At 58.4% G+C, this 24,399-nt stretch carries 23 protein-coding genes; 18 read left to right on the forward strand and 5 right to left on the reverse strand.

The window, feature by feature from the left end; translation table 11 throughout:
* Positions 1-27 precede the first annotated feature (27 nt).
* The 3 genes from HB681_RS00700 to HB681_RS00710 are packed head-to-tail and all read left to right on the forward strand — an operon-like array spanning position 28 to position 3,519.
* Positions 28-2,094, forward strand: a complete 2,067-nt coding sequence (locus HB681_RS00700; RefSeq protein ID WP_213952824.1) for a molybdopterin oxidoreductase family protein — start codon at positions 28-30, stop codon at positions 2,092-2,094.
* Complete coding sequence (locus tag HB681_RS00705) at positions 2,091-3,221, forward strand: aminopeptidase (protein ID WP_213952825.1); 1,131 nt, start codon at positions 2,091-2,093, stop codon at positions 3,219-3,221. Before HB681_RS00700 ends, HB681_RS00705 begins: the two co-directional genes overlap by 4 nt.
* The gene (locus HB681_RS00710; RefSeq protein ID WP_213952826.1) at positions 3,214-3,519 is read left to right on the forward strand and encodes a polyhydroxyalkanoic acid system family protein; all 306 of its coding nucleotides are present in this window, start codon (positions 3,214-3,216) and stop codon (positions 3,517-3,519) included. Before HB681_RS00705 ends, HB681_RS00710 begins: the two co-directional genes overlap by 8 nt.
* A 122-nt stretch (positions 3,520-3,641) precedes the next feature.
* Here HB681_RS00710 and HB681_RS00715 read toward each other — a convergent pair whose 3' ends face one another.
* Entirely contained in the window at positions 3,642-4,538 is an 897-nt protein-coding gene (locus HB681_RS00715) for an AraC family transcriptional regulator (protein WP_213952827.1), read from the reverse strand.
* Between the two features lie 160 nt (positions 4,539-4,698).
* On the opposite strand from HB681_RS00715, the gene HB681_RS00720 reads away from it, so the two are divergent.
* Positions 4,699-5,943 (forward strand): CaiB/BaiF CoA-transferase family protein, encoded by a 1,245-nt coding sequence (locus HB681_RS00720; RefSeq protein ID WP_213952828.1) that lies wholly within the window; start codon positions 4,699-4,701, stop codon positions 5,941-5,943.
* Positions 5,944-5,958: 15 nt separating this feature from the next.
* On the opposite strand, the gene HB681_RS00725 is transcribed toward HB681_RS00720, so the two are convergent.
* From HB681_RS00725 to HB681_RS00740, 4 genes are all read right to left on the reverse strand, one after another.
* On the reverse strand, positions 5,959-6,213 hold the full coding sequence (locus HB681_RS00725) for an acyl-CoA-binding protein (RefSeq protein ID WP_213952829.1): 255 nt from the start codon (positions 6,211-6,213) through the stop codon (positions 5,959-5,961).
* A gap of 28 nt (positions 6,214-6,241) precedes the next feature.
* Entirely contained in the window at positions 6,242-7,075 is an 834-nt protein-coding gene (locus tag HB681_RS00730) for a hypothetical protein (protein ID WP_256734778.1), read from the reverse strand.
* Positions 7,072-7,749, reverse strand: coding sequence for a TetR/AcrR family transcriptional regulator (locus HB681_RS00735; RefSeq protein WP_213952830.1), 678 nt, complete (start codon positions 7,747-7,749; stop codon positions 7,072-7,074). Before HB681_RS00735 ends, HB681_RS00730 begins: the two co-directional genes overlap by 4 nt.
* Positions 7,750-7,857: 108 nt before the next feature.
* Positions 7,858-8,322, reverse strand: a complete 465-nt coding sequence (locus HB681_RS00740; protein ID WP_213952831.1) for a phasin family protein — start codon at positions 8,320-8,322, stop codon at positions 7,858-7,860.
* Between the two features lie 307 nt (positions 8,323-8,629).
* Between HB681_RS00740 and rfbB the strand changes: the two genes are divergently transcribed.
* The 14 genes from rfbB (at position 8,630) to rfbF (ending at position 24,383) form a co-directional block, all read left to right on the forward strand.
* Positions 8,630-9,700: a dTDP-glucose 4,6-dehydratase gene (gene rfbB, locus HB681_RS00745; protein WP_213952832.1), complete on the forward strand. Its 1,071-nt coding sequence runs from the start codon at positions 8,630-8,632 to the stop codon at positions 9,698-9,700.
* Positions 9,697-10,587 carry a dTDP-4-dehydrorhamnose reductase gene (rfbD, locus tag HB681_RS00750; protein ID WP_213952833.1) on the forward strand — a complete coding sequence of 297 codons (891 nt, stop codon included), beginning with the start codon at positions 9,697-9,699 and terminating at the stop codon, positions 10,585-10,587. Before rfbB ends, rfbD begins: the two co-directional genes overlap by 4 nt.
* Before the next feature lie 31 nt (positions 10,588-10,618).
* Positions 10,619-11,518, forward strand: coding sequence for a glucose-1-phosphate thymidylyltransferase RfbA (gene rfbA, locus HB681_RS00755; RefSeq protein ID WP_213952834.1), 900 nt, complete (start codon positions 10,619-10,621; stop codon positions 11,516-11,518).
* Positions 11,515-12,063 (forward strand): dTDP-4-dehydrorhamnose 3,5-epimerase, encoded by a 549-nt coding sequence (rfbC, locus tag HB681_RS00760; protein ID WP_213952835.1) that lies wholly within the window; start codon positions 11,515-11,517, stop codon positions 12,061-12,063. The genes rfbA and rfbC (HB681_RS00760) overlap by 4 nt, the downstream gene beginning before the upstream one ends.
* A gap of 741 nt (positions 12,064-12,804) precedes the next feature.
* The gene (gene rfbG / locus HB681_RS00765; RefSeq protein WP_213952836.1) at positions 12,805-13,854 is read left to right on the forward strand and encodes a CDP-glucose 4,6-dehydratase; all 1,050 of its coding nucleotides are present in this window, start codon (positions 12,805-12,807) and stop codon (positions 13,852-13,854) included.
* 30 nt (positions 13,855-13,884) lie between these two features.
* Positions 13,885-15,114, forward strand: a complete 1,230-nt coding sequence (locus HB681_RS00770; RefSeq protein WP_218628100.1) for a class I SAM-dependent methyltransferase — start codon at positions 13,885-13,887, stop codon at positions 15,112-15,114.
* A 1-nt stretch (position 15,115) separates the two neighbouring features.
* Positions 15,116-15,655 carry a dTDP-4-dehydrorhamnose 3,5-epimerase gene (gene rfbC, locus HB681_RS00775; protein WP_345944603.1) on the forward strand — a complete coding sequence of 180 codons (540 nt, stop codon included), beginning with the start codon at positions 15,116-15,118 and terminating at the stop codon, positions 15,653-15,655.
* Entirely contained in the window at positions 15,652-16,572 is a 921-nt protein-coding gene (locus HB681_RS00780) for an NAD-dependent epimerase/dehydratase family protein (RefSeq protein ID WP_213952837.1), read from the forward strand. The genes rfbC (HB681_RS00775) and HB681_RS00780 overlap by 4 nt, the downstream gene beginning before the upstream one ends.
* A gap of 200 nt (positions 16,573-16,772) precedes the next feature.
* Complete coding sequence (locus HB681_RS00785; RefSeq protein WP_213952838.1) at positions 16,773-17,924, forward strand: glycosyltransferase family 1 protein; 1,152 nt, start codon at positions 16,773-16,775, stop codon at positions 17,922-17,924.
* Between the two features lie 28 nt (positions 17,925-17,952).
* Entirely contained in the window at positions 17,953-19,500 is a 1,548-nt protein-coding gene (locus tag HB681_RS00790; RefSeq protein ID WP_213952839.1) for a glycosyltransferase, read from the forward strand.
* Positions 19,497-20,339 (forward strand): hypothetical protein, encoded by an 843-nt coding sequence (locus HB681_RS00795; RefSeq protein ID WP_213952840.1) that lies wholly within the window; start codon positions 19,497-19,499, stop codon positions 20,337-20,339. Before HB681_RS00790 ends, HB681_RS00795 begins: the two co-directional genes overlap by 4 nt.
* Positions 20,336-21,835 (forward strand): glycosyltransferase, encoded by a 1,500-nt coding sequence (locus HB681_RS00800; protein ID WP_213952841.1) that lies wholly within the window; start codon positions 20,336-20,338, stop codon positions 21,833-21,835. Before HB681_RS00795 ends, HB681_RS00800 begins: the two co-directional genes overlap by 4 nt.
* A gap of 293 nt (positions 21,836-22,128) precedes the next feature.
* Positions 22,129-23,547, forward strand: coding sequence for a class I SAM-dependent methyltransferase (locus HB681_RS00805; RefSeq protein ID WP_213952842.1), 1,419 nt, complete (start codon positions 22,129-22,131; stop codon positions 23,545-23,547).
* 62 nt (positions 23,548-23,609) lie between these two features.
* Positions 23,610-24,383, forward strand: a complete 774-nt coding sequence (gene rfbF / locus HB681_RS00810) for a glucose-1-phosphate cytidylyltransferase (RefSeq protein WP_213952843.1) — start codon at positions 23,610-23,612, stop codon at positions 24,381-24,383.
* The last annotated feature ends 16 nt before the right edge of the window (positions 24,384-24,399 follow it).

Genomic DNA, 24,399 nt, shown 5'->3' on the forward strand with positions numbered 1-24,399 from the left:
GCGCGCACAAATCACTAGACTCGCCCGATGCTTGATGCCCCGGCGCCCACCGAAAAAACCAACACCGCCACCGTGCTCGGCGCCTGCCCGCACGACTGCCCCGACACCTGCGCGCTGGTCACCACCGTGCGGGACGGTGTCGCCGTCAAGCTGCAGGGCAACGCGGACCACCGCCACACCGCCGGCGTCCTCTGCACCAAGGTCTCGCGCTACATCGAACGCAACGACCATCCCGAACGCCTGACGACTCCGCTGCGCCGGACCGGCCCCAAGGGCTCGGGCCAATTCGTCCCTGTCTCGTGGGACGAAGCGCTCGACGCCATCACCGCGCGCCTGCAACAGGTGAAACAATTAGAAACTATTCTGCCCTACAGTTACGCGGGAACCATGGGCTTGGTGCAGGGCGAGTCGATGGACCGTCGTTTTTTTCACAAGCTCGGCGCGTCGCTGCTGGACCGCACGATCTGCTCGACGGCAGGTGGCGAAGCCTTAAGTTTTACTTTGGGCGGCAAGGTCGGCATGCGGGTCGAATGCTTTGCCGAAGCCAGGCTGATCCTGATCTGGGGCAGCAACTCGATCGGCAGCAACCTGCATTTCTGGCGTCATGCGCAGGCGGCCAAACGCAACGGCGCGCGCCTTGTCTGCATCGACCCGCGCAAGACCGAGACCGCCGACAAGTGCGACGAGCACATCGCGCTGCTGCCGGGCACCGATGCCGCGCTGGCGCTCGCGCTGATGCACGAACTCATCGTGCACGACTGGCTCGACCACGACTACATCGCCAACCACACCTTGGGCTGGGCGCAGTTGCGCGAACGCGCGCTGCAGTGGCCGCCGTCGCGTGCAGCCGCGGTCTGCGGCGTGCCGGAGGCGCAGATCGTTGCGCTGGCGCAGGCCTACGGCACCACCCGGCCGGCGGCGATCCGCATGAACTACGGCATGCAGCGCGTGCGCGGCGGCGGCAACGCGGCCCGCGCCATCGCCTGCCTGCCGGCGCTGACGGGCGCCTGGCGCCATCGTGCGGGTGGCGTGCTGCTGAGCGCGACAGGTTTCTTCCCGGTCGATCGGGCCGAGCTGCAACGCCCCGACCTGCTCGCGGGGCGCACCCCGCGCACCATCAACATGTCAGCCATCGGCGATGCCCTGCTGGACTCGGCGAGGCCGGTCGACGTGCTCGTGGTCTACAACAGCAACCCCGTGGCCGTTGCGCCCGATTCCGGCAAGGTGGTCGCGGGCTTCGCGCGCGAAGACCTGTTCACCGTCGTGCTCGAACAGTTCCAGACCGACACGGCCGACTACGCCGACTACGTGCTGCCCGCCACCACGCAACTCGAGCACTGGGACATTCACACCAGCTACGGCCACACCGACGTGTTGTTGAATCGCCCGGCCGTGGCGCCGCGCGGCGAGGCGCGCAGCAATGCCTGGGTGTTCCGCGAACTGGCGCGCCGAATGGGTTTCACCGAGCCATGTTTTGCCGATGACGACGAGGCGCTTTGCCGGCAGGCCTTCGCGGCCGGCGTGATCGACTTCGGCGAACTGGAGACGCAAGGCTTCACCAGCCTGGAGCTGCCCGAGGCGCCGTTTGCCGACGGCGGCTTTCCCACGCCATCAGGCCGGTGCGAATTCTTCAGCGCGCGCCTTGCCGCGATGGGGCAGGACGGCCTGCCCGACCATGTGCCGAACTACGAGCCCGCCGGCAGCTCGCGCGATTTCCCGTTGGCCATGATCTCCCCGCCGGCGCGCAACTTCCTCAACTCGAGCTTCGTCAACGTGCGCAGCTTGCGGGCGATCGAGGTCGAGCCGCTGCTCGAGATCCATGCCGACGACGCAGCCGCGCGCGGCATCGAGGACGGCGCGACGGTGCGCGTCTTCAATGCGCGAGGCGAATACCGCTGCCGGGCCGAGGTGTCGCGCCGCGCCCGAGCCGGCGTCGTGCACGGGCTGGGCATCTGGTGGCGCAAGCTCGGCATGGACGGCACCAACGTCAACCAGCTCACCAGCCAACGCCTCACCGACATCGGCCGCGGCCCGACCTTCTACGATTGCCTGGTGCAGGTCGAGCGCGACGACAGGCACGCCGTCGCATCATGACGCGCCGGCGCAAGGCCGCGTGGCTGCTGCTGGCCGTGGTGGCCGGCACGGTGGCGTCGCTCTCGGGGTGTAGCAACCTGGGCTATTACTGGCAGTCGGCCAACGGGCACCTCGACCTGATGCGTTCGGCCAGGCCGGTGCCGCAGTGGCTGGCCGATCCGGCCACCTCCGCCGCGCTGCGCGACAAGCTGGCGTTAACGCAACGCATGCGGCGCTTCGCCGTGACGGAGCTCGGGCTGCCCGACAACGCCAGCTACACCGAATACGCCGACCTGCATCGAGGCGCCGCCGTCTGGAACGTGGTGGCCGCGCCGCCTTATTCGCTCAAGCTGAAGACCTGGTGCTTCCCGGTGGCGGGCTGCGTCGGCTACCGGGGCTACTACCGCGACGCCGATGCGTTGGCGGAGGCCGAGGTGCAGCGCGCCGAAGGATTCGAAGCCGGCGTGTACCCGGTCCCGGCCTACTCGACGCTGGGCTGGCTCAACTGGGCCGGCGGCGACCCGTTGCTGTCCACCTTCATCGGCTACCCCGAGGGCGAACTGGCCCGCCTCATGTTCCACGAACTGGCCCATCAGGTGCTCTATGTGCCGGGCGACACGGCCTTCAACGAGTCCTACGCCACGGCGGTGGAGCGCATCGGCGGCGCGCGCTGGCTCGCCACCGAGGCCAGCGAAGCGGCGCGCAGCGAATACGCGCAGTTCGACCAGCGCCGTCAGCAGTTTCGCCAACTCACCCTGGAAACCCGCCAGCAACTGGAAGCCATCTATGACGCCAGCGACGCGATGGACGCCAGCCCTGCCGGCGACCGCGACAGGCAGGCGCTGGACGCGCGCAAGAAGGCCGCGCTGGACGACTTTCGCGCGCGCTATGCGGCTCTGCGCGCCGGTTGGAGCGGCCCGCAGCAGGGCGCATACGATCGATGGGTCGCGCGCGCCAATAATGCGATGTTCGGCGCACAGGCGGTTTACGATGACCTGGTGCCGGCATTCGAGGCGTTGTTCGAACGCGAAGGACGAGACTGGCGGCGCTTCCATGCCGCCGCCGCAAAGCTCGCCGCGCTGCCGAGGAACGAACGCGAGGAGGCCCTTAAAAACATGACTCAACAGAACGGAAAGCCCGGTGTCTGACATCCACATTGAACGCAATCACACCTTGGGGCTGGAACAGGCGCGCGAGGTTGCGCGAGGCTGGCTCGAGAAGGTCGAGAGCGAATACGGCATGGACTGCAAGTACTCCGAAGGCTGGGTGAGCGACATCGCCAGGTTCTCGCGTCCTGGCGCGGAAGGCTCGCTGCGCGTGACGGAGGACAACTTCACCCTGCGCATGACGCTGGGCTTCCTGATGGATTCCTACGCCCGGCAGATCGAGGAGCAGATCACGCGCAACCTCGACGAGCTGCTAGGCGACGCCGACAAGTCCGGCTAAAAAGGTGTGAATATTTCTACTGCGGACGCCGATCTCGGGCCTGCAGTGCTCACCGCACGGGAGTGCGGTTCCGCGCCGCAGACCCGACCTCGGCGCCCTCGCTACGAAATCTTCACACCTTTTTACGCAGCGGAGTAGCCGCCCTCGGAAGACGCAGCCACCTGCATCCTGTGATGCCGCCGGAACTTCGATGGCGGCATGTTTTTCTGCATGAGGAACTGGCGGTTGAAGTTCGACAGGTTGTTGAAGCCGACGTCGAGGCACACATCCAGCACCGGCCGCTCGCTGTGCGCCAGCAGTTCGCAGGCACGGCTGATGCGCAACTCGTTCACATAGCGCACGAAGGACTGGCCGGTGTGCTTGCGGAAGGCCCGCGAGAACGCACTCGGACTGCGCCCCACGAGCCCTGCGAGCACCGGCTCGCGCAGTTCGGTATGCAGGTTCTGCCCGATGTGCGCCAGCACGTGGTTGATGGCATGCGACATGAAGGACCGTGCCTCCGGCTTGTAGTTGGCGCTGGCCAGGCGTCGTCGCTGGGTGTCGGCGTACAGCAGTTCGAACAGCGACAGCAGCAACGCCACCCGGCGCAGGCCGGTCGCGCCGACCAGTTCCTCCATGACCGGCCTGGCCGCCGCCGCGGTTGACGGGCTGAACGCGAGGCCGGCGTTGGCCTCGCCGAGCAGCGGGGCCAGCTTGCGGAACTCCGGAAAGGTGCGCACCATGCCGTCGGCGAGCGAAGCGCCGAACTGCACCATGATGCCGCGCTGCTCCGCAGTGCCTTCCGCGGGCAGGTCGCTGATCCAGTTGTGCGGCAGGTCGGGGCCCATCATCACCAGGTGGCCGGGCTGGAAGCGGCCGATGTGATCGCCTACGAAGTAGACCCCCTCGGTCTCGGCGACCAGGTGGATCTCGAATTCAGGATGAAAGTGCCAGCGCGCGGCTGGACTCGGGTAGTCCACCACCTTCGCGGTGAAAGACTCCTCCCGGGACAAATTCACGATTTCTCTGTCTGGCAGCATGCCGATGTCCTCCCTAAGTGCCTCCGCGTGCGAGCGCGGTATCAAGGAACTGTAGGGATGAGTGCCAAACGTCACAAGTCGCACGTCACTAGGTGTTTTCCCTTCGTGAAGACTTTGAGGCTACACACCGCGGGACTTGCCCGCATGCACACTCTCGACCATGCAAGGTATTGCCACACCGTCCATCGATATTCCGGCCGCCGGTCCCCTGGCGGGGCTGCGCGTGATTGAACTGGGCCAGCTCATCGCCGGGCCCTTCGCTGCCCGCACGCTGGCCGACTTCGGCGCCGAGGTCGTCAAGATCGAACCCCCCGGCGCCGGCGATCCGCTGCGCCAGTGGCGCATGCTGAAGGACGGCACTTCCGTCTGGTGGCAGGTGCAGTCGCGCAACAAGCGCTCGCTGGCCCTCGATCTGCGCGAGCCGGAGGCGCAAGCCATCGTGCGGCAGCTCGCGACCGAGGCCGACGTGTTGATCGAGAACTTCCGGCCGGGCGCGATGGAGGGCTGGGGCCTGGGCCCGGAAGCGCTGCATGCATTGAATCCCTCGCTGGTCATGCTGCGCATCAGCGGCTATGGGCAGACCGGCCCCTATCGTGATCGGCCCGGCTTCGGCGTGGTGGCCGAAGCCATGGGCGGCCTGCGCCACCTGACAGGAGAGCCGGGCCGCGTGCCGGTGCGCGTGGGCGTGTCGATCGGCGACACGCTGGCATCGCTGCATGGCGTGATCGGCGTGTTGCTGGCCTTGCAGCATCGCCACGCGACGACGAGCCCCGCGATGCCGAAGGGCCAGGGCCAAGTCATTGACGTGGCGCTCTACGAGGCCGTGTTCAATTGCATGGAAAGCCTGTTGCCTGAATACAGCGCATTCGGCGCGGTGCGTGAGGCGGCCGGCAGCGCATTGCCGGGCATCGCGCCAACCAACGCCTACCGCTGCAGCGACGGCTATGCCATCGTGGCCGGCAACGGGGACAGCATCTTCCGCCGCCTGATGCAGTGCATCGGCCGCGCCGACCTCGCGGCCGATCCGGCGCTGGCCAGCAACGCCGGACGCGTGGCACAGGTGCAGATGATCGACGCGGCCATTGGCGATTGGGCCGCTTCACGGACTGTGGCGGAGGTGCTCGCCGCACTCGAGGCAGCACATGTGCCGGCCGGCCGCATCTACACCGTGGCCGACATCGCGGCCGATCCGCACTACGCCGCGCGAGGCATGCTGCAGCCGACGCCGCAAGCGGATGGCAGCGCGCTCATGCTGCCGGGCTTCGTGCCGAAGTTGTCGGCCACGCCCGCGAGCCATCGGCGCGCCGCGCCGGCCCTGGGCGAGGACTCCGATGCCGTGCTGCGCGAGATGGGGTTGAACGACGAGCAGATCGCGAGCTTGCGCTCACGTGGCATCGTCGCTTGATGCGAGCCAGGGCCCTCAGCGCAGCGACTCGATCAGGTCGATGTAGCCCTGCTTCGCGTCGTCCGCGCTCATGCCCTTGCGGGTGGTCCATGCCTCCCACTTGGCGCGGGCCACGAAGTCGCTGAAGGCCGGCTTCTTCTCGACGTTGTCGCCGGCGGTGGCCTGCTTGTACAGGCCGTAGATCTTCAACAGGGTGGGGTTGTCCGGACGTTCGGAGAGCAGTTTGGAGTTGGCGTGGGCGGCTTCGAAGCGGGTCTGGAGATCGGTCATGCGGCGCATTCTCTCAGCGGGCCGTGCATCAATCTTCCAGCCCCGCGCGCGCCAGTTCCACTTCCAGCCGCTCGCGCGCATCGATCGGTTCGATCGCGGCGGCCTTTTCGTAAAGGCGGGTCGCCTCAGGCAACTGGTGGTCGCCTTCCAGCATGAGCAACCCGCGCGCGTACTCCATCAGCCCGACGGCGGAGTCGGGGTGGAGTTCCAGGCCGCGCTCGAACAGCCGGAGTGCGGCGTCGGCACGCACGCCGTAGGTCATGCGCGCGACGAGCGGGCCGACCTTGTCGATGACTTCCGCATGAAACACCCCGAGCTGGATGTGCGCGTCGGCATGCTGGGGCTGCAGTTCGATCACGCGCTCCAGCATGTGCTTGACCTTGCTGCCGAGTCCCTGGGCCAGGGCCCTCGCCACGCTGATGCCCTGGCTGTAGTGGGCCAGGGCGTAGGCCTGCCAATAGAGCGCCTGGCAGCTGTCCGGTTCCTGCGCCAGCTGGGTCGCGGCACGGTCGGCGACTTCGCGGAACAGGGCCAGCCGGGTGCCTTCGCGTGGCTCGACGTAGTTGGCATAGATGGCGGTGGCCTGGTTGGCCAGCGCATGGCCTTCCACGCCATGCGCCAGGCCCGCCGCGGCCGCGCGCTCGAAATCACCGCTGTGGTACAGCGCCCAGCCTTCGGCCAGCGGCCCCGGCGCCGGCGGCGGCAAGCCCTGGCCGGCGTGCAGCCGTGACCAGTGCAGATGCAGGTCGCCGGCCTCGAAGCGCGCGACATCGCTGTAGGGCAACGGCGCCCACGGTCGCGCCGCGGGCCCGGCAGGCGTCAACAGCGATGGGGCGCGGATGTTGGCGGGAGGAGTGGTCAAGCTGTCAAGGCCTCGTCTTCGTCGGGGGCATAGGCATCGCTCAAGGTCAGGAGATAGCTGCGCTGCAACGGCGCCAGGTAAGGCGCCAGCAAGTGCAGTGTGTGGAGGCCACCGCGCAGCAGGGCGGCCTGGGCATGCGCCGGCTCCAGCGCCTCGCGCGGATTGCGCACGTACTCGTAACTGAGCCAGTACGTCAGCACCACCACCATGCTGCGCGACAGCGCTTCCACCTCGCGCAGGTCGATCTCCAGGTTGTCGGCGCGCGCCATGCCGGCCAGCAGCGTGCGGATGGCACGGGCCTTGTTGTCGAGCACGAGTTGGAAGCGCGTTTCCAGCAGGCGGTTCTTGCTGAGCAGGTCGTTCAGGTCGCGGTACAGGAAGCGATAGCGCCAGATCAGTTCAAACAGGCTGTGCATGAAGAACCATGCGTCCTCCACGTCGTTCACGCCTTCACTGGCATGCAGCAGTTCGTTCAGTTCAAGCTCGTAGTCCTCGTACAGGCGGTTGATCAGCGCGTCCTTGGCCGGGTAGTGGTAGTACAGGTTGCCGGGGCTGATGCCGAGTTCGGCCGCGACGAGCGTGGTCGACACGTTCGGTTCGCCGAAGCGGTTGAACAGGTCGAGCGACGCCTCCAGGATGCGTTGTGCAGTGCGGCGTGGCGCCTTCTTGGCCATGTCGTAGCCCCGGTTTTTGACTCTGGGGCGACTCTAGCGCAATCCGCCTCGCGTGCGGGGCGGGGCACGCCGGGGAATCCCGGATGCGCCCCGCCCGTCAGTCGGCGGTCAGCGATCGGCTGGACCGCTGCGCTTGACGCGCCGGCGCGGGACTTTCTTCGCGGCTGCGATGGACGCGCTGGCCGGCGCATTGCGGCTGGCCAGTTGTGCTTCGAGTTCGGCCACGCGCGCCTTCAGCGCCGTCAACTCGCTGGCCGAGGGCATGCCGAGCTTGTCGAGCGCGCGCGCCACGCGCTCCTCGAAGATGTTCTCGAGCTTGCCCCATTGGCCCACCGCCTTGGCGCCAAAATCGCTGGCAAAGCCGGCCATGCGGGTCTGCGCCTGCGCGAGCGTTTCCTCGGCCGCCTGCTGCGTCTTCTTCTGCAGGCCGGTGCCGTCCTTCACCAGCGCCTCGAACGCCTTGGCGCCTTCCTGCTGGGCCTTGGCAAAGGCGCCCAGGCCAGCCAGCCAGATCTGCTGGGCGGAGTCCTTGATGCGGTCGGTTGCGTTGTCGTCGTCTTTGGGGGTCGCCATTTGTCCAATTTCCTTCAGGGGCGGTTGTTGCAATACTTGGTGCGCTCCGGGCCGCCGCCGTGGGGCAGGGCCCTCGCCATGGTACGCATGCAGCTTGCGCAGGTGGTGGTCGATTGTGCTTGTGCAGTCGTTGTCCAGGGGCGTTTCCTGCCGGCCGATCAGCCTCAGGCGAACTCGAAACATTGTGTTCGCGAACGCATGAACCCGTGGCGATGAGCCGCGAGGAAGCGCATGAAGGGCAGGGATAATCCCCTGCTCGACGGCCGGGAGACGGCCGCTTTCAATTTTTTCGCACCCAGGGGTTCACATGATTCTGGTTACCGGCGGCGCCGGCTTCATCGGCGCCAATTTCGTTCTCGACTGGGTCGGGCAGGGCGACGAACCCGTCGTCAATCTGGACAAGCTGACCTATGCCGGCAACCCCGAGACGCTCGCCTCGCTCGCAGGCAATCCGCGGCACGTGTTCGTGCAGGGCGACATCGGCGACAGCGCCCTGGTCGACCGCCTGCTGGCCGAGCACAAGCCGCGCGCGGTCGTGAACTTCGCGGCCGAGTCCCATGTGGACCGCTCGATCCACGGCCCGGAAGATTTCGTGCAGACCAACGTGCTCGGCACCTTCCGCCTGCTCGAGTCGGTGCGCGGCTACTGGTCGGCATTGCCGGCGGAGCAGAAGGCGGCGTTCCGCTTCCTGCATGTCTCCACCGACGAGGTCTACGGCTCCCTGTCGGCCACCGACCCGGCCTTCACCGAAGACAACAAGTACGAGCCCAACAGTCCGTACTCCGCCAGCAAGGCCGCGAGCGACCACCTGGTACGAGCCTGGCACCACACCTACAAGCTGCCGGTGGTCACCACCAACTGCTCCAACAATTACGGCCCCTTTCACTTCCCGGAAAAGCTCATCCCGCTGATTATCGTGAACGCGCTCGCCGGCAAGCCGCTGCCGGTGTATGGCGACGGCATGCAGGTGCGCGACTGGCTCTACGTCAAGGACCATTGCAGCGCCATCCGCCGCGTGCTCGAGGCGGGCCGGCTGGGCGAGACCTACAACGTCGGCGGCTGGAACGAGAAGCCCAACATCGAGATCGTCAACACCGTTTGCGCGCTGCTCGACGAGTTGCAGCCGCGCGCCGACGGCAAGCCCTACGCGGCGCAGATCAGCTACGTCACCGACCGTCCCGGCCACGATCGCCGCTATGCCATCGACGCCCGCAAGCTCGAACGCGAACTCGGATGGAAGCCGGCAGAGACTTTCGACACCGGCATCCGCAAGACCGTCGAGTGGTACCTGGCCAATGGCGAATGGGTGCGCAACGTGCAAAGCGGCGCTTACCGCGAGTGGGTGCAGAAGCAGTACGACACCAAGGCATCGGCATGAAGGTGTTGCTGCTGGGCAAGGGCGGGCAGGTGGGCTGGGAGTTGCAACGCAGCCTCGCGCCTCTGGGTGAACTGGTGGCCCTGGGCACCGGCAGTACCGAGTTCCACGCCGACTTCAGCCGCCCCGACGAACTCGCCGAGACGGTGCGCGCGGTGCGCCCCGACGTCATCGTCAATGCCGCCGCGCACACGGCCGTCGACAGGGCCGAGAGCGAGCCCGAACTCGCGCGCAAGCTCAACGCGACCTCGCCCGGCGTGCTGGCCGAGGCGGCGGCGCAGGTCGGCGCGCTGATGGTCCACTTCTCCACCGACTACGTCTTCGACGGCAGCGGCACGGCGCCATGGCGCGAGGACAACGCCACCGGCCCGTTGAGCGTCTACGGCAAGACCAAGCTCGAAGGCGAGCAACTCGTGGCGCTGCACTGCAACCGGCACCTGATCTTCCGCACGAGCTGGGTCTATGCCGCGCGCGGCGGCAACTTTGCCAAGACCATGCTGCGGCTCGCGAAGGAGCGCGAGCGCCTCACCGTCATCGACGACCAGGTCGGCGCGCCAACGGGGGCGGAACTGCTGGCCGACGTCACCGCGCATGCCATCCGCGACACCCTGCGCGACCCGTCCAAGGCCGGCCTCTATCACGTCGTGGCCGGCGGCGAGACGAGCTGGAACGGCTATGCGCGCTTCGTGCTGGCGCAGGCGCAGGCCGCGGGTATCGAGTTGAAGGCATCGCCCGAGGCGGTCGACCGCGTGCCGACCAGCGCCTTCCCAACGCCGGCGACGCGGCCGCACAACTCACGGCTGGACACGGGCAAATTCCGCTCCACCTTCGGCCTCGAGCTGCCGCACTGGCAGGCGGGCGTGGCGCGCATGCTGCGCGAGACACTTTGATAAAAATGAACCTGGGACAACGCGACGCACCATGACAACAACGACAACCAAGCGCAAGGGCATCATCCTGGCCGGCGGCTCCGGCACGCGGCTGCATCCGGCCACGCTGGCCATGAGCAAGCAGCTATTGCCCGTGTACGACAAGCCGATGATCTACTACCCACTGAGCACGCTGATGCTCGGCGGCATGCGCGACATCCTGATCATCAGCACGCCGCAGGACACGCCGCGCTTCCAGCAACTGCTGGGCGACGGCAGCCAGTGGGGTATCAACCTGCAGTACGCGGTGCAGCCCAGCCCCGACGGCCTGGCGCAGGCTTTCATCATCGGCGACAAGTTCCTGGGCGATGCCCCGAGCGCGCTGGTGCTCGGCGACAACATCTTCTACGGCCATGACCTGGTCAACCTGCTGGCGGATGCCGATGCCAAGGACGCCGGCGCGACCGTGTTCGCCTACCACGTGCAGGACCCCGAGCGCTACGGCGTGGTCGCCTTCGACGCGAATGGCAAGGCCAGCAGCATCGAGGAGAAGCCGCTGCAGCCGAAAAGCAACTATGCAGTGACGGGCCTGTACTTCTACGACAGCGATGTCGTCGACATTGCCAAGGCGGTGAAGCCGAGCGCGCGCGGCGAACTGGAGATCACCGCCGTCAATCAGGCCTACCTTGACCTGCAGAAGCTGAACGTGCAGATCATGCAGCGCGGCTACGCGTGGCTCGACACCGGCACCCACGACAGCCTGCTGGAGGCGGGGCAGTTCATCGCGACGCTGGAGCACCGGCAGGGCCTCAAGATCGCCTGCCCCGAAGAGATCGCCTGGCGCAACGGATTCATCGACAGCGAGCAACTCGGCAAGCTCGCCGGCCCGCTGGAGAAGAGCGGCTACGGCAAGTACCTGAAGCACCTGCTGAACGACGAGGTGCGCTCGTGAAGGCCACGCCGACCGCGATCCCTGAAGTCATCGTCATCGAGCCGAGGGTGTTCGGCGACGAGCGCGGGTTTTTCTATGAGAGCTTCAACCAGAAGGCCTTCGACGAGGCGGTGGGGCAGCACGTGGAGTTCGTGCAGGACAACCATTCGCGCTCCGCGAAAGGGGTGCTGCGGGGGCTGCACTACCAGATCCAACAGCCGCAGGGGAAGCTGGTGCGCTGCGTGCGGGGGGCGGTGTTTGACGTGGCGGTGGATATACGCAAGTCGTCGCCTACTTTTGGCCAGTGGGTGGGGGTGGAGTTGAGCGAGGCGAATCACAAGCAGCTTTGGGTGCCTGTGGGGTTTGCGCACGGGTTTCTGGTGTTGAGTGAGGCGGCGGAGTTTTTGTACAAAACATCCGAATACTACGCGCCACAATACGAACGCTGTTTAGCGTGGGATGATCCCACCTTGGCCATATCTTGGCCGAAGATAGGCAATCCGATTCAACTGTCCTCCAAGGATTCAGCTGGCCGTACGCTTCTGGATGCGGAGATCTTCGACTAGAAGGATCGCGGAGCGAAAGCGCATCGAGTCACGGTAGTTGATCTCGACGGTCAAGGGATCTCGCGCCACGGGTGCAATCTCTATTAGACACGGCGGCATGTCGGCAATGAAGTCGGGCACCTGCTGAGGTTTGGATCTGCTGGTTCAAAACTGCCTGTGGTACTCGTTCATCGCGTGGATCGGGACACGTTTTTCGTCAAGTCGATGCCAACTGTCGCAGTCATCCGTAACGGGGCCTCTGCTCGGTTGGGTGATTCACTAACGGTTCCTCCGTCGCACGTCCCCCGCTTCGACCAGGCTGGGGGCGTCCGTTGGAGTGCTTGACGCCGGGGCTCACGCGTGGCTGCCTCGATGACCGGTCGTAGCATCTCCCTTCTGCACCCCTTGCCGCTTGCTCATTGCACTCCGGTCGCTCAACGGCACAACCGACGCGAAATCTGCATACGCATCATCAATCGCTGCCGCGAGCAACGCTGGCGCTGCGTTGCTACAGCGGCGGGGATGCCCTAGTATCGACAGAACCAACATCGGCAACAAAGCTTGCAACATTGTCATTTTTTTTCGGTTCACCAGAATCCTCGTGGTAGGATTTCTTATGGTTAATTCTTTTGAGTTAAGTGTGAGCGTCGAGTATCACCGCGCACTGGACGCCCTGCATGCTGTTTAGAAGCTTGAACTTATCCCTTAAACCCGGGTGGTGCAGTAAAAGCGCCGACCGTAGCTGAAAAGGAAGTTCAATCAATGCGTTCCTTCTGGTTTCATAAAAATGTTCTTGTAACTGGGCAAACTGGGTTTAAGGGATCATGGCTTTGTCTTTGGCTCGAGTATTTGGGAGCTCATGTGTCGGCCTTTGCGCTGCCGCCTGCGACGGAGCCAAGCCACTATTCGCTTTTATCGCCTTGGGACAAGCAAAGCCATTCGATCGTCGACATTAAAGATGCGAAAGGCGTTGCGGACGCTGTGGCGGCCGAGCAGCCGGAAATCGTTTTCCATATGGCCGCGCAAGCTCTTGTTCGTACTTCGTATCAAGATCCGTTAGAAACGTATGCTGCAAATGTCATGGGCACGGCTCACTTACTCAATGCATTACGTTCCGTAAAACATTTGCAGGCGGTTATCATTATCACGACGGACAAAGTCTATGAAAACGAAGGGCGTGGTCATGCCTTCGTTGAGGCAGACAAACTTGGGGGCAAGGACCCGTATAGCAATTCAAAGTCCTGTGCAGAATTGGTGACCCAGTCCTTCCGCGCGGCCTTCTTCCAAACTGGTGCGAAAGTCGTAACTGCCCGAGCGGGGAATGTGGTCGGCGGGGGTGACTGGTCGGCTGAACGTCTCGTACCCGATGTTGTGCGCGCTCTAATCAAAGGCGAGCCTGTCGCCCTGCGTTACCCGCGATCCGTGCGTCCTTGGCAGCATGTTCTGGAACCGTTGCGGGGTTATATGCTGCTTGCAGAACGCCTCTGCGAGCAGCGGGAACAGGTTCCTACAGCTTTCAATTTCGGGCCAGATCACCGGTCGACAATCACGGTCGCGGAAGTTGTAAGTATTTTAAGCAAAAAGCTGGGGATGCAGCAAGATTGGGTCCCGATGCCGGGCGTTCACCCACCTGAAGCGGAGACTCTTTCTCTCGATTCAACTCTTGCTCGAGACGTATTGGGATGGACTCCGAAACTATCTATGCAGGAGACCATTGACTGGACTGCTGAATGGTTCAGTCAGTGGCGCGAAGGAGTGAATCCGCGTGAGCTTTCTCTTTCTCAAGTCCGCCGCTACGAAGCCCTTCTCTAATAAGGGACCTTTATCTTGTCAAGTCTGCCTATGATTCATTGTCGATTCTGTAAGACTGAGCTGCGACTCACGTTAGTTGATCTTGGTTCGCAACCATTGGCCAATAGCTATCTCTCGGCAGACCACCTCTCGCAGTACGAGCCAAAATATCCGCTTCACGCCCGTGTATGTGAAAATTGTCGATTAACACAAGTCGAAGCCGCGACCGCCCCATCGGAAATTTTTGGACATTACGCATATTTTTCGTCTTATTCGTCGTCATGGGTTGAGCATGCACGCCACTTTACGGAGATGGCCCGCAGACGTTGGAATTTGACGACCGCGAGCAAGGTCGTAGAAGTTGCTAGCAATGACGGGTATTTGCTCAAGCATTTTGTGGCAGCCGGCGTGCCCGTTTTGGGTGTCGAACCTGCAGCAAATGTGGCTGAGGTGGCTAGGGCAATCAATGTGCCAACCGATGTATCATTTTTTAACGAGGAAACAGCCAAGCGCCTGATCCGTGAAGGACATGCCGCTGACCTGATTGTCGGAAACAATGTATTTGCTCATGTCCCCAATCTGAATGATTTCGTGGCAGGCCTTTCTGTTTTGCTCAAACCCGATGGTGTTATTAGTCTTGAGTTTCCGCACCTTTTACAGTTAATTCGCCATGTTCAGTTTGATACGATTTATCACGAGCATTTCTCTTATCTCTCGCTTCTCACCACTGAGCGCGTTCTTGCGGCCTTTGGTCTTCGTGTATTTGACGTGGAAGAATTGCAGACCCATGGAGGTAGTTTGCGGGTGCTGGCTTGTCACGAAAACAGTCGTGCTCATGCTACTGGAGCTGGTTTGGAAAGGATCCGCGCAGAGGAATCTCAAGCCGATTTGAATTCCGATCGCGGCTACGAAGGTTTTGCGGCAAGAGTCAGCGCAGTGCGCGACGAATTGCTTGCTTTCCTTCACAAAGTGAGGGCCGAGGGCAAGACGGTTGCTGCTTATGGAGCCGCGGCCAAAGGCAACACTTTGTTTAATTATTGCAATGTCGGAACAGAGCTCGTTTCCTTTGTTGTCGACCGCAATCCACACAAGCAAAATCTTTATTTGCCTGGCAGCCGTTTGCCTATTTATGATCCAGCAAAGATCCGCGAGACCAAGCCCGATTATGTGTTGATTCTGCCGTGGAACTTGAAGGCCGAAATCATCAGGGAGATGGCAGATGTGAGAGCGTGGGGCGGGAAATTTGTCACCGCTGTCCCGCAGTTGAATATTCTGGAATGAGGTGGCGGTTTTGCGGTTTGTACCAACCAAAATCGGTGGTCTGTTCGAAGTTGAGATCGATGCCCGCCGGGATGAGCGTGGATTGTTTGCGCGAACCTACGACGCCGCCACGTTCGGCTCGGCCGGGCTCGTTACAAATTGGCCGCAATGCAACACGTCATTCAATGAGAGACGAGGCACTTTGCGCGGCCTTCACTATCAGGCTGAGCCACACCCCGAGCCAAAACTGGTGCGGTGTACGCGGGGGCGCATCTTTGATGTAGCGGTTGACCTACGCCTGCAATCCCCCACGCGTTATCAATGGGCCGGCGTTGAACTAAACGCCGATCACCGGAATGCGTTCTACATTCCGGCGGGTTTCGCTCATGGCTTTCTGACTTTGGAGGAGGATGTCGAAGTCTTTTACCAGATGGGAGCGAACTATGTTGCCGAGTTGGCGCGCGGCGTTCGGTGGAACGATCCGGCTTTTGCCATCACATGGCCGTTTTCACCTTCCTTTATATCTGCGCGTGATGCGAACTACCCTGATGTGACTCTATGACTCGTATTTTGATCACTGGCGCAACAGGCTTTATTGGCGCGCACATTTTACAGCTAGCGATCGGAACTCAGGCAGGGGAGATTCACGCTGTCAGTACAGAAGCGAAGGACCGATCCACTACAGGAGTCAGATGGCATCAGGCTAACCTCTGTTCTGTGAGCGATGCAGTAGGCTTGATTGAGCAGGTTCGCCCTACGCATGTGATTCACGCCGCCTGGATCGCTACCCCTGGCGTCTACCTCCACGCGCCCGAAAATTTCGACTGGCTTGTGGTCAGTTTGGCCATGGCGCGCGCCTTTGGAAAAAATGGTGGACGAAGATGGGTGGGACTTGGATCATCCGCGGAATATGCGCCGGATACTGGGCTGTGCCAGGAAGAGAAAACGCCGTTAGTTCCGGCGAGTATCTATGGCAAGTGTAAGTTGGCTTGTTGCCAAGCCACTCTCGCAGCTGCGCAAGAGGGCGACTTTTCTGCTGCGTGGGGGCGGATCTTCCTGCCTTATGGCCCCGGAGATTCGACGCGTCGGCTCATTCCATCGCTCATGGCTGCGATGAAGGACGGACAGCCGGTTTCGACCACCGAGGGAAAGCAGTTGCGTGACTTTGTTATGTCGTCAGATGCCGCAAATATGCTGTTCCGATTGTTGTGGAATGACGAGAGTGGTGCGTTCAATATTGGAACTGGCGTGGCAACGCCGGTGCGGGTTGCAATGGAGTCTCTCGCAAATTATTTTAACGCACATGATTTGCTGCAGTTCGGTAGGCGGCCGATGGCACTAGACGAGCCCTCTTATCTAGTTGCCGATATGGCTAAGACAAAGCGGGTTTTAGGAGAACTGAAGGTTCAATCCCTTGCGGAGGGATTGCGCCAGACTGTACATCAGTTTTTAGCCGTCCAGAACAACCATACAGAATAGTAAAGTAGATCGTATCAGGCTCTTTGTTTGCCTCTATTGAATGCCTGAGCGACGCATCCATGAGCGCGGAAGTCGTGAGGCGTCACTGTCGTTTGTTGCGCGAGGAAAATTAATGGCGTCTGAATTTCTTAAGAGCACTTTAGCCAATAAATGCCGGGTATAAGTTTGCAAACAAGCGGAGAATAAATTTGCGGATATTCATGGATGCCTTCGTTTTGCGCTTTCCCCGCACGGGTATCGTCAATGTAGTTTTTAATATTCTTGATCGACTGAGCCGCGACCCTGGCTGCGACCTTACAATTTTATTGCAAGATTACCAATTTGCTCGCCCTGAACTGGCGCAGTTCGCGCAATCTCTCAAATCTAAAATTGTTGAAGAAACCTCTCTTGATCGCAAAATCTACCGCTTGCGACGGTTCGCGATGGACAGAGGATTGACGGCAAAGCTGCCATTGTCCTGTCAAATTCGACGAGCAATCGATAGATGCGATATCTATCATTGCACTGACTGGTATTATTTTCCGTCACGTAAGGCGCACAAGAACGTCATTACAGTTTATGACATGACCACGCGGCTTTTTGCGCAGCATCACGAGCGGACAAACATTGTTAAAGAAGCGCGCAAGGCCCGCAATCTTAGAGATTTTGACAAGGTCATCGCTATTTCTGAGTCCACACGTCGCGATGTCATCGAGTATACGAACGTAAAGCCAGAAAATGTTGTCACCATTCCCCTTGGTGTCGATGCGACCTATGAAGCCCCCCATGTCATTAATCGGGACGACTTGCTCGATTACTACCGTATTCCGCGCGAACGGCGCTATATATTGAGCGTTTCGACCATTGAGCCTCGCAAAAATGTTGTTGGACTATTGGACGCATTCCGGCTGTTAAAACAATCGAGCCAAGAATACGACGATGTTTTGCTGATTTTGATCGGCCCCATGGGTTGGGGCAATCATGAATTAACTCGTCATATCAAAGACTATCCTTACAAGGATCAAATTTTCTTTCCGGGTTATGTTGCTCTTGCTGACATGCCTTCGTTTTATCGGCATGCTTCGTGCTTTGCCTATTTGTCCTTCTATGAAGGATTTGGCATTCCTATTTTGGAAGCAATGAAATCATCGTGTCCTGTGGTCTGTTCCAACGCATCTTCAATGCCCGAGGTCATTGGTGACTGCGGTGAACTTGTCACGCCTTCGGAACCGTGTGAGGCGGCTGAAGCTCTTCGTAGGATATTAGATCGGACATCCTATGCCGACGATTTACGGACACGTGGTCTGAAGCGCAGTCTCACGTTTACTTGGGATCGCTGTGTCGAACGATTACTTGAAATATACCGAGCTTAATTTTTTGCTTGAGATTACGAGGTAAAGCATGTTTGACTATGACAATTATGTCGTGGAGTATGACCGGCACGCTGCTTTGGAGCAGCGCGAAGTGCATTGTCATATTCAGACAATGTGTTTTCGTCCGAATTTCATTGTTGTTATCGAAAATGGATCTGTCGACGATATCGCTACAACGCGTGCCACCTGTGTCAATCAAGTCTATCCGGTCACGTTTATTGCTCATTCTTTGGAAAAAGCCGCAGCGGCCGAATGCGGTAACGCGTATCTCATTTGGCTGCAAGCTGGAGATCGCTTGCATTTTCGCGCGCTCTATGAATTTGCAAGCCGCTTAAATGCCGACCATTCCTGCCAGCTGCTTTATTGCGACGAAGATACGTGGGGAAGCAGCGGGCGCTGTGATCCATTTTTCAAGCCGGAGTGGAGTCCCGATTACTTAGAGGCGACGAATTACATTGGATCGTCGGCGTGTTACGCACTCAGTCTGGCAAAAGAACTTCTTGCTACGGTTGACTGTCAATACGATCTTGTTTTGCGCGTTTGCGAACGGGCGACGTGTATAGCGCATATTCCTCAGATATTGCTGCATCGCCGTGCTGCCTTGGACGCCCCTCTCGATGAATCGATGCAGGCGAAGAATGTCGCCGCGCTCACCGGGCGCTTGAGCCGAACGGGCCGGACCGGACATGCGGAGGCGGTAATAGCGGGCCGTTCTTGCTATCGCATGGCGGTCGATTTGAAGTCGCTTCCGCTCGTTTCAATTGTGATTCCGACAGCGGCTAAAATTGTACTGATCAATGGGCGACCGCGTGATTTGATTGCGGCTTGCTTAAGTTCCATCGCGGCAATGTCGACGTACGCGAATATTGAAGTTGTTGTGGTCGACAACGGTGATCTGGATCGAAATCGACTCGCCCATATCAAGGCATTTCCAATCAGATATGTCACCTATCGCGACAGCCAAGTAAACATCTCTAGAAAACTCAATATGGGAGCGGCGTGTGCTGCCGGAGAAATCCTGTTGTTGTTGAATGACGATACGGAAGTTTTGACGTGTGATTGGATTGAGAGGTTGCTCGTGCACTTTGAGAAGCCTCACGTAGGCGCCGTCGGCGCCCGCTTGCTTTATCCTGATATGACGATTCAACATGCGGGCGTGGTTTCCATTCTTGGGCATCCCGATCATGTGACGAGATGGATTTCGCGCCGTGATTCTGGGTACTTCTTCAGCAACGCTGGTGCTCGCAATTATTTGTCGGTGACCGGGGCATTGACTATGACCACGGCACGTTACTACCGAGAGGTAGGCGGATATGACGAAAATTTGCCACTATGTTTTAATGATATTGATCTTTGCTACAAACTCGTTGAAAAAGGTTTGACGGTTGTTTACGAGCCGGGCGCTGAGCTTATTCATTTTGAGTCCGTATCGGCGAATAATCCATACCGCATTGAGGATCGCGATATTTTTATGAATCGCTGGGGGCATCGCGTTGTTGATCCATATTACAACGCGCGTTGGTTATCACAAATCCGTGCAACTTTCGCTTTTTCTAATAATTGCAGGTCAATATGATTATGCTGGATCGAAAAGATCAAAGTGTTGAAGTGGCCGTCGTGTACCTTGCTTGGGGGCGGGCAAGAAGAATGATAAATCCGTATCACCGTTTTTTCGAATCATATTGTACGTACCTTGCTGGTATCGATCATCGTCTCTATATCATCTTCAAAGGGTTTGATAGCGCTGCGGCCTGTGTAAATACGCGCAAGATTTTTGACAGCGTAGAATACACGCCTATTTTTACTGGTGACGAGGGGTTGGATATAGGTGCATATTTTGAGGCCGCTCCCCAAATTTCCTGCGAATATCTGTGTTTTCTCAACACGTATAGTCGCGTAAATGGTGACGATTGGCTGAAGAAACTTTATGTCAATTTGAGGCTTCCCGATGTGGGTCTGGTGGGCGCAACCGGATCATTCGAGATGAGTCCGCATCCTAGCGTAGAAAATAACGGCTATCCAAATGTCCATGTCCGGTCCAATGGATTTATGATGCGCCGACGCGATTTTTTATCAGCGCGCCGAGGCCGTGCTCTTGTAACAAAAGAGGATACCTATTTGCTGGAAACAGGCTCGGGCAGTTTCACCAGCTACATTTTACAGCGCGCGCAAGATATATTGGTGGTTGGGAAAAACGGCCGAGGATATTCACCCCCTTTTTGGCCGGTCAGTGACACGTTTCGTCAAGGCAATCAAAGCAATCTTCTAATTCTCGATAACAGGACTGACGATTTTGCGCTAGCCGACGCGGGAACAAAGCAATCACTATTCAAACGGACCTGGCAGAGCGGCCACGTTCGGCCCGATCTCGCGGAACGGGGCAATCTCCTTGGCGTCAGAGATCTGTCGCGATGAAAATTGGTATGTTAACTGAGCGTATGCTCCTCGGCTTTGGTGTTGACCTTGTCGTCCATGAGCAAGCAAGGCGCCTTGGTGGGCTCGGCCACGATGTGAGCGTCTTCGTAATGCGGGCAGATCCTTCTGCCAAGGGAGATCACTACGGTCTGCATGTTTTGTCAGATGCCGCGCCCGACGTTAGCGACTATTCTTCGCCATCTGGGGCGCGAAAACTTCTGCAAAGTATTAGAGCTGAAGACTTCGACGTTTGGATATTGCATACGCCTCCGTTTTACGGATGGATACGTTTTCTAGAACGGCCAGTTGTGTTAGTCGAATATGGTAGCCCTCCGAGTCATTTCTTCAACGTTGACGTCGCCTATGGTTTATGGAAGATGGTCTCTGAGCATTTCAGAAATAATTTCAGCTTTTTACGCTCGTCGGATGCAATCGTCTCAATCTCTCACGACATCCATAGTTGGTTGCCTGAATCCGTTCAACGTTATTCCAAGGTGGCTTTGCTCGGTGCGGATCATTATGAAAGCGTTGATCGTCAATCTGCTTTAGCATTCCGCCGTTCTATTGGCGTTGATGAAGGCGAGTGTTTGATCTTATGGGTAGGGCGTATGCAGTTTGCCGCAGACGAGCAGCCTTACAAGGGGTTTCTGGAATTGCGCGAGGTGCTTCCTGACATTAAAACGATTGCGCCACATGTTAAAGTTGCGCTTCTCGGTAAGGTTCACGAGAAGGAGCGGCAGCACCTTGACGCGCTGGGTGTGATTGCATTACCTAATCATCCTGCGTCGGAAATGGGTGTGGCGTATGCCGCTGCCGATGTTTTGTTAAATCTTTCTAAGTGGGAAGGATTTAATCTGGCGCTGGTTGAGGCGCAGTACCAGGGAACTCCTGTGGTTGCATATGATGTGGGGCCGCATAGCGAGATTACATGTCAGGGTGTAACCGCCATCCTGATTAAATCGGCCGACGAGATTGTGCCTGCGCTTACCTGCTTGGTGGAAGATGTCAAGCTTCGTCAGGACATGTCTGAGAAATGCCGGAACTTTGTCCAAGGCCTAACTTGGGACAGAAATGTTGCGCAGATCAACCTCGTTTTGCAAAATTGCTGCGATTTGTATAATACCGCGCCGCCAGCATTGCGGGCTGGTGACTTAATCGTACCGCCCGCGTCTCCTCCTCGTCCGATCGAGCGGCTTACTCTTGACCGAATTTTGTCATTGAACGGGTGTGAATTCGTTGCGGCGTGCTATCACACTCTGCTTCTTCGGCATCCTGATCCTGGTGGCGAACTGCACTTTCTAGGTCGATTGCAATCGGGAGCGAGAAAAATACGAATTTTGTTCGAAATAGCGCAATCTGAAGAAGGACAAAGGTGCAATTCCGCTCCGAGGCGCCTGCGGTTTTACATCCGATTTGGCCGTATTGGTTGGTTTTTAGCTCCTCATGCTGAAGTTTTCCGCAGAGGATTGCGCGCGGTTGTTATACGGGGTGAATGACTCTAGCAGAGTGCTTCGACTAGGATATATGACTTGTTTGGGTCCGTCTGCTAATCGTTCGTTCCCGCTAGAACTGGATCTGTTTTTTTTTTGTGGTCAGCGCCGTGGTGCCGACGTTCGTTCTAAATTTACTGTTTCATTGGGGCGGCTCGTGACATTTTTTCGAATTAATTGGGGTGTTCCTATCCGCCTGCGGAGTCCATACTGTGTCTAATAGCGTCAACCGCCTTCCTAGCTGCGAGGATGTCGTTCGTGGGCACCGCGGAAAGCTTTCGGACAAGTGGAGCAGCTATTTGCCGATCTACGAGGCGTACTTTGATGCGTTGCGGAGTGATTCGATTTCGCTCTTCGAAATTGGAGTCCAGAATGGCGGATCGTTGGAATCTCACGCAGCCTATTTTCCAAATGCGAAATGTATCATTGGCTGCGATATTAATCCCGATTGTCGAAATCTTGAGTTCCGCGAAGAAAATATTCACGTCGTCGTTGGAGATGCCGGTGCGCCAGCCACCAAGCAAGAGATTTTAGATATATGCGGTTCGTTCGACTTCATTATTGATGATGGCTCGCACAAGTCAGATGACATTGTTCGGAATTTTTCACTTTATTTTCCGTGTCTAAAGGCTAATGGGATCTTTATTATTGAAGACTTGCATTGCTCGTATTGGCAAGATTTTGGTGGCGGTCTTCACAATGAAAAATCAGCTCAGTCGTTTCTAAAACTATTGGCTGATATTATTAATTTTGAGCATTGGGGCGTCGCTAAAACGCGACGTCAATTTATAGACGAGGCTTTCCCCGGGGTTTTGTCTGACGACGCGGAAGAGTGGCTCGCGTCTATTTATTCTGTTCAGTTTTTCAATTCAGTTTGCGTGATCAGAAAGGCCGAAACGAGTCGAGTGACTCTGGGCGAGCGCATAATAGCGGGGGCCGACGAGGCTATTACTAAAGATTTCAAAAAATATAATGGGACTGGGCCACTATCTTTTGCTCAGGATGGCAATCCTTTCGCGCGTTTTCATGCATGGCGCGACGAACTTGGTGCCGTGGAAAAGAAGTTGGAGGAGGTCGAGCACGCCAGGCGCAATGAGCTAGGCGCGGCAGAGAAGAAGTTAGAGGAAGCGCAGCATGCTTGGCGTGACGAGCTTAGTGCTGTGGATAAAAAGTTGGAGGAGGTGCAGCATAAGTTGAAGAAGTCGATGGACGAATTGGCTTCATCTGAGCAAGAGTGCGAGAAGCTCCAAGGCTATGTATCTGGTTTTCGCCGTCGGCTCATTGCTAGAGATCAAGAGGTGATCTCGCGATTTAAGGTGTTCGATAAGGAATTGGAAGACAAGGACCAGCTCGTGGTCGATCTGTGCCGTCGCGCCATGGATATTCCGCCTCCGGCTGCTCATTGGTGGGAAGCGGTACTGAGCCGTCTCGGATTAAAGCGCTTGTCTCGGGCTATGTTTCCAGCTGGGCGGACAAGGCTGCTGGAGGAAATTCAGTTGATCCGTAAAAGTGGTCGGTTTGATCCCGTTTATTATTTGACTAAACATCCGGAGGCGCTCGAGGAACGTGGCAATCCGATAGCCCATTATTTAACCGTGGGTTGGCGATCCGGATATGACCCAAGTGCAGATTTCGACGGTGCCGGTTACACCCGCACTCAAGCAATTCCAATTCATCAGGCGCCGCTCCTTCATGCTTTGCTTTCTGACAAGGCTTAAATTGCTGGACGGCTTCGTCTTTTTATTCTGCTTGTTGAGGCACTCTTGATTAAGGGTAAAGAATGAAATGTGTAATTCTGGCGGGCGGCTTTGGAACACGGCTTGCTGAGGAAACATCCATCCGCCCAAAGCCTATGGTGGAAATCGGTGATCGACCTATCCTCTGGCATATTATGAAGTTCTACAGCCAATTTGGCATCAATGATTTTATTGTTTGTCTTGGCTATAAAGGCTACATTATCAAAGAATATTTTGCCAATTATTTTCTTCATAATTCCGACATAACGTTTGATTTGGCTAGTAATACAGTGAAGTATCACACGCAACGTGCAGAATCTTGGCGGTTGACGTTGGTAGATACGGGCGAAAGTAGCATGACCGGAGGGCGTCTACGACGTGTGCGAAATTATCTTGATCTGGATGAGCCATTTTGCATGACATATGGCGATGGTCTCTCCAATGTTGATATAAGGGCGGAAATTGAATTCCATCGCAGTCATGGCTTAATGGCGACTGTCGCCTCTGTGCGGCCTCCGGCGCGGTTTGGCAATCTTTTGATTGACGGTAATCGTGTGATCGAGTTCGAAGAAAAGCCACAGACAGAAAGTGGCTTTATTAATGGCGGCTTTTTTGTGCTTCAACCGTCTGTGATAGATTTAATCGCCGACGACTTCACGATATGGGAGCGTTCCCCTATGGAGGAATTGGCGCGGCGCGGTGAGTTGGCTTCGTGGAACCACGAAGATTTCTGGCAGCCCATGGATACGCTACGCGATAAAGAATTTCTCACGAAGCTCTGGGTTAGTGGCAACGCACCGTGGAAGCTTTGGCCATAATTGCCGATTAACGGAT

The organism is Variovorax sp. dw_954 (genome assembly GCF_018449755.1).
GTDB lineage: Bacteria > Pseudomonadota > Gammaproteobacteria > Burkholderiales > Burkholderiaceae_C > Variovorax.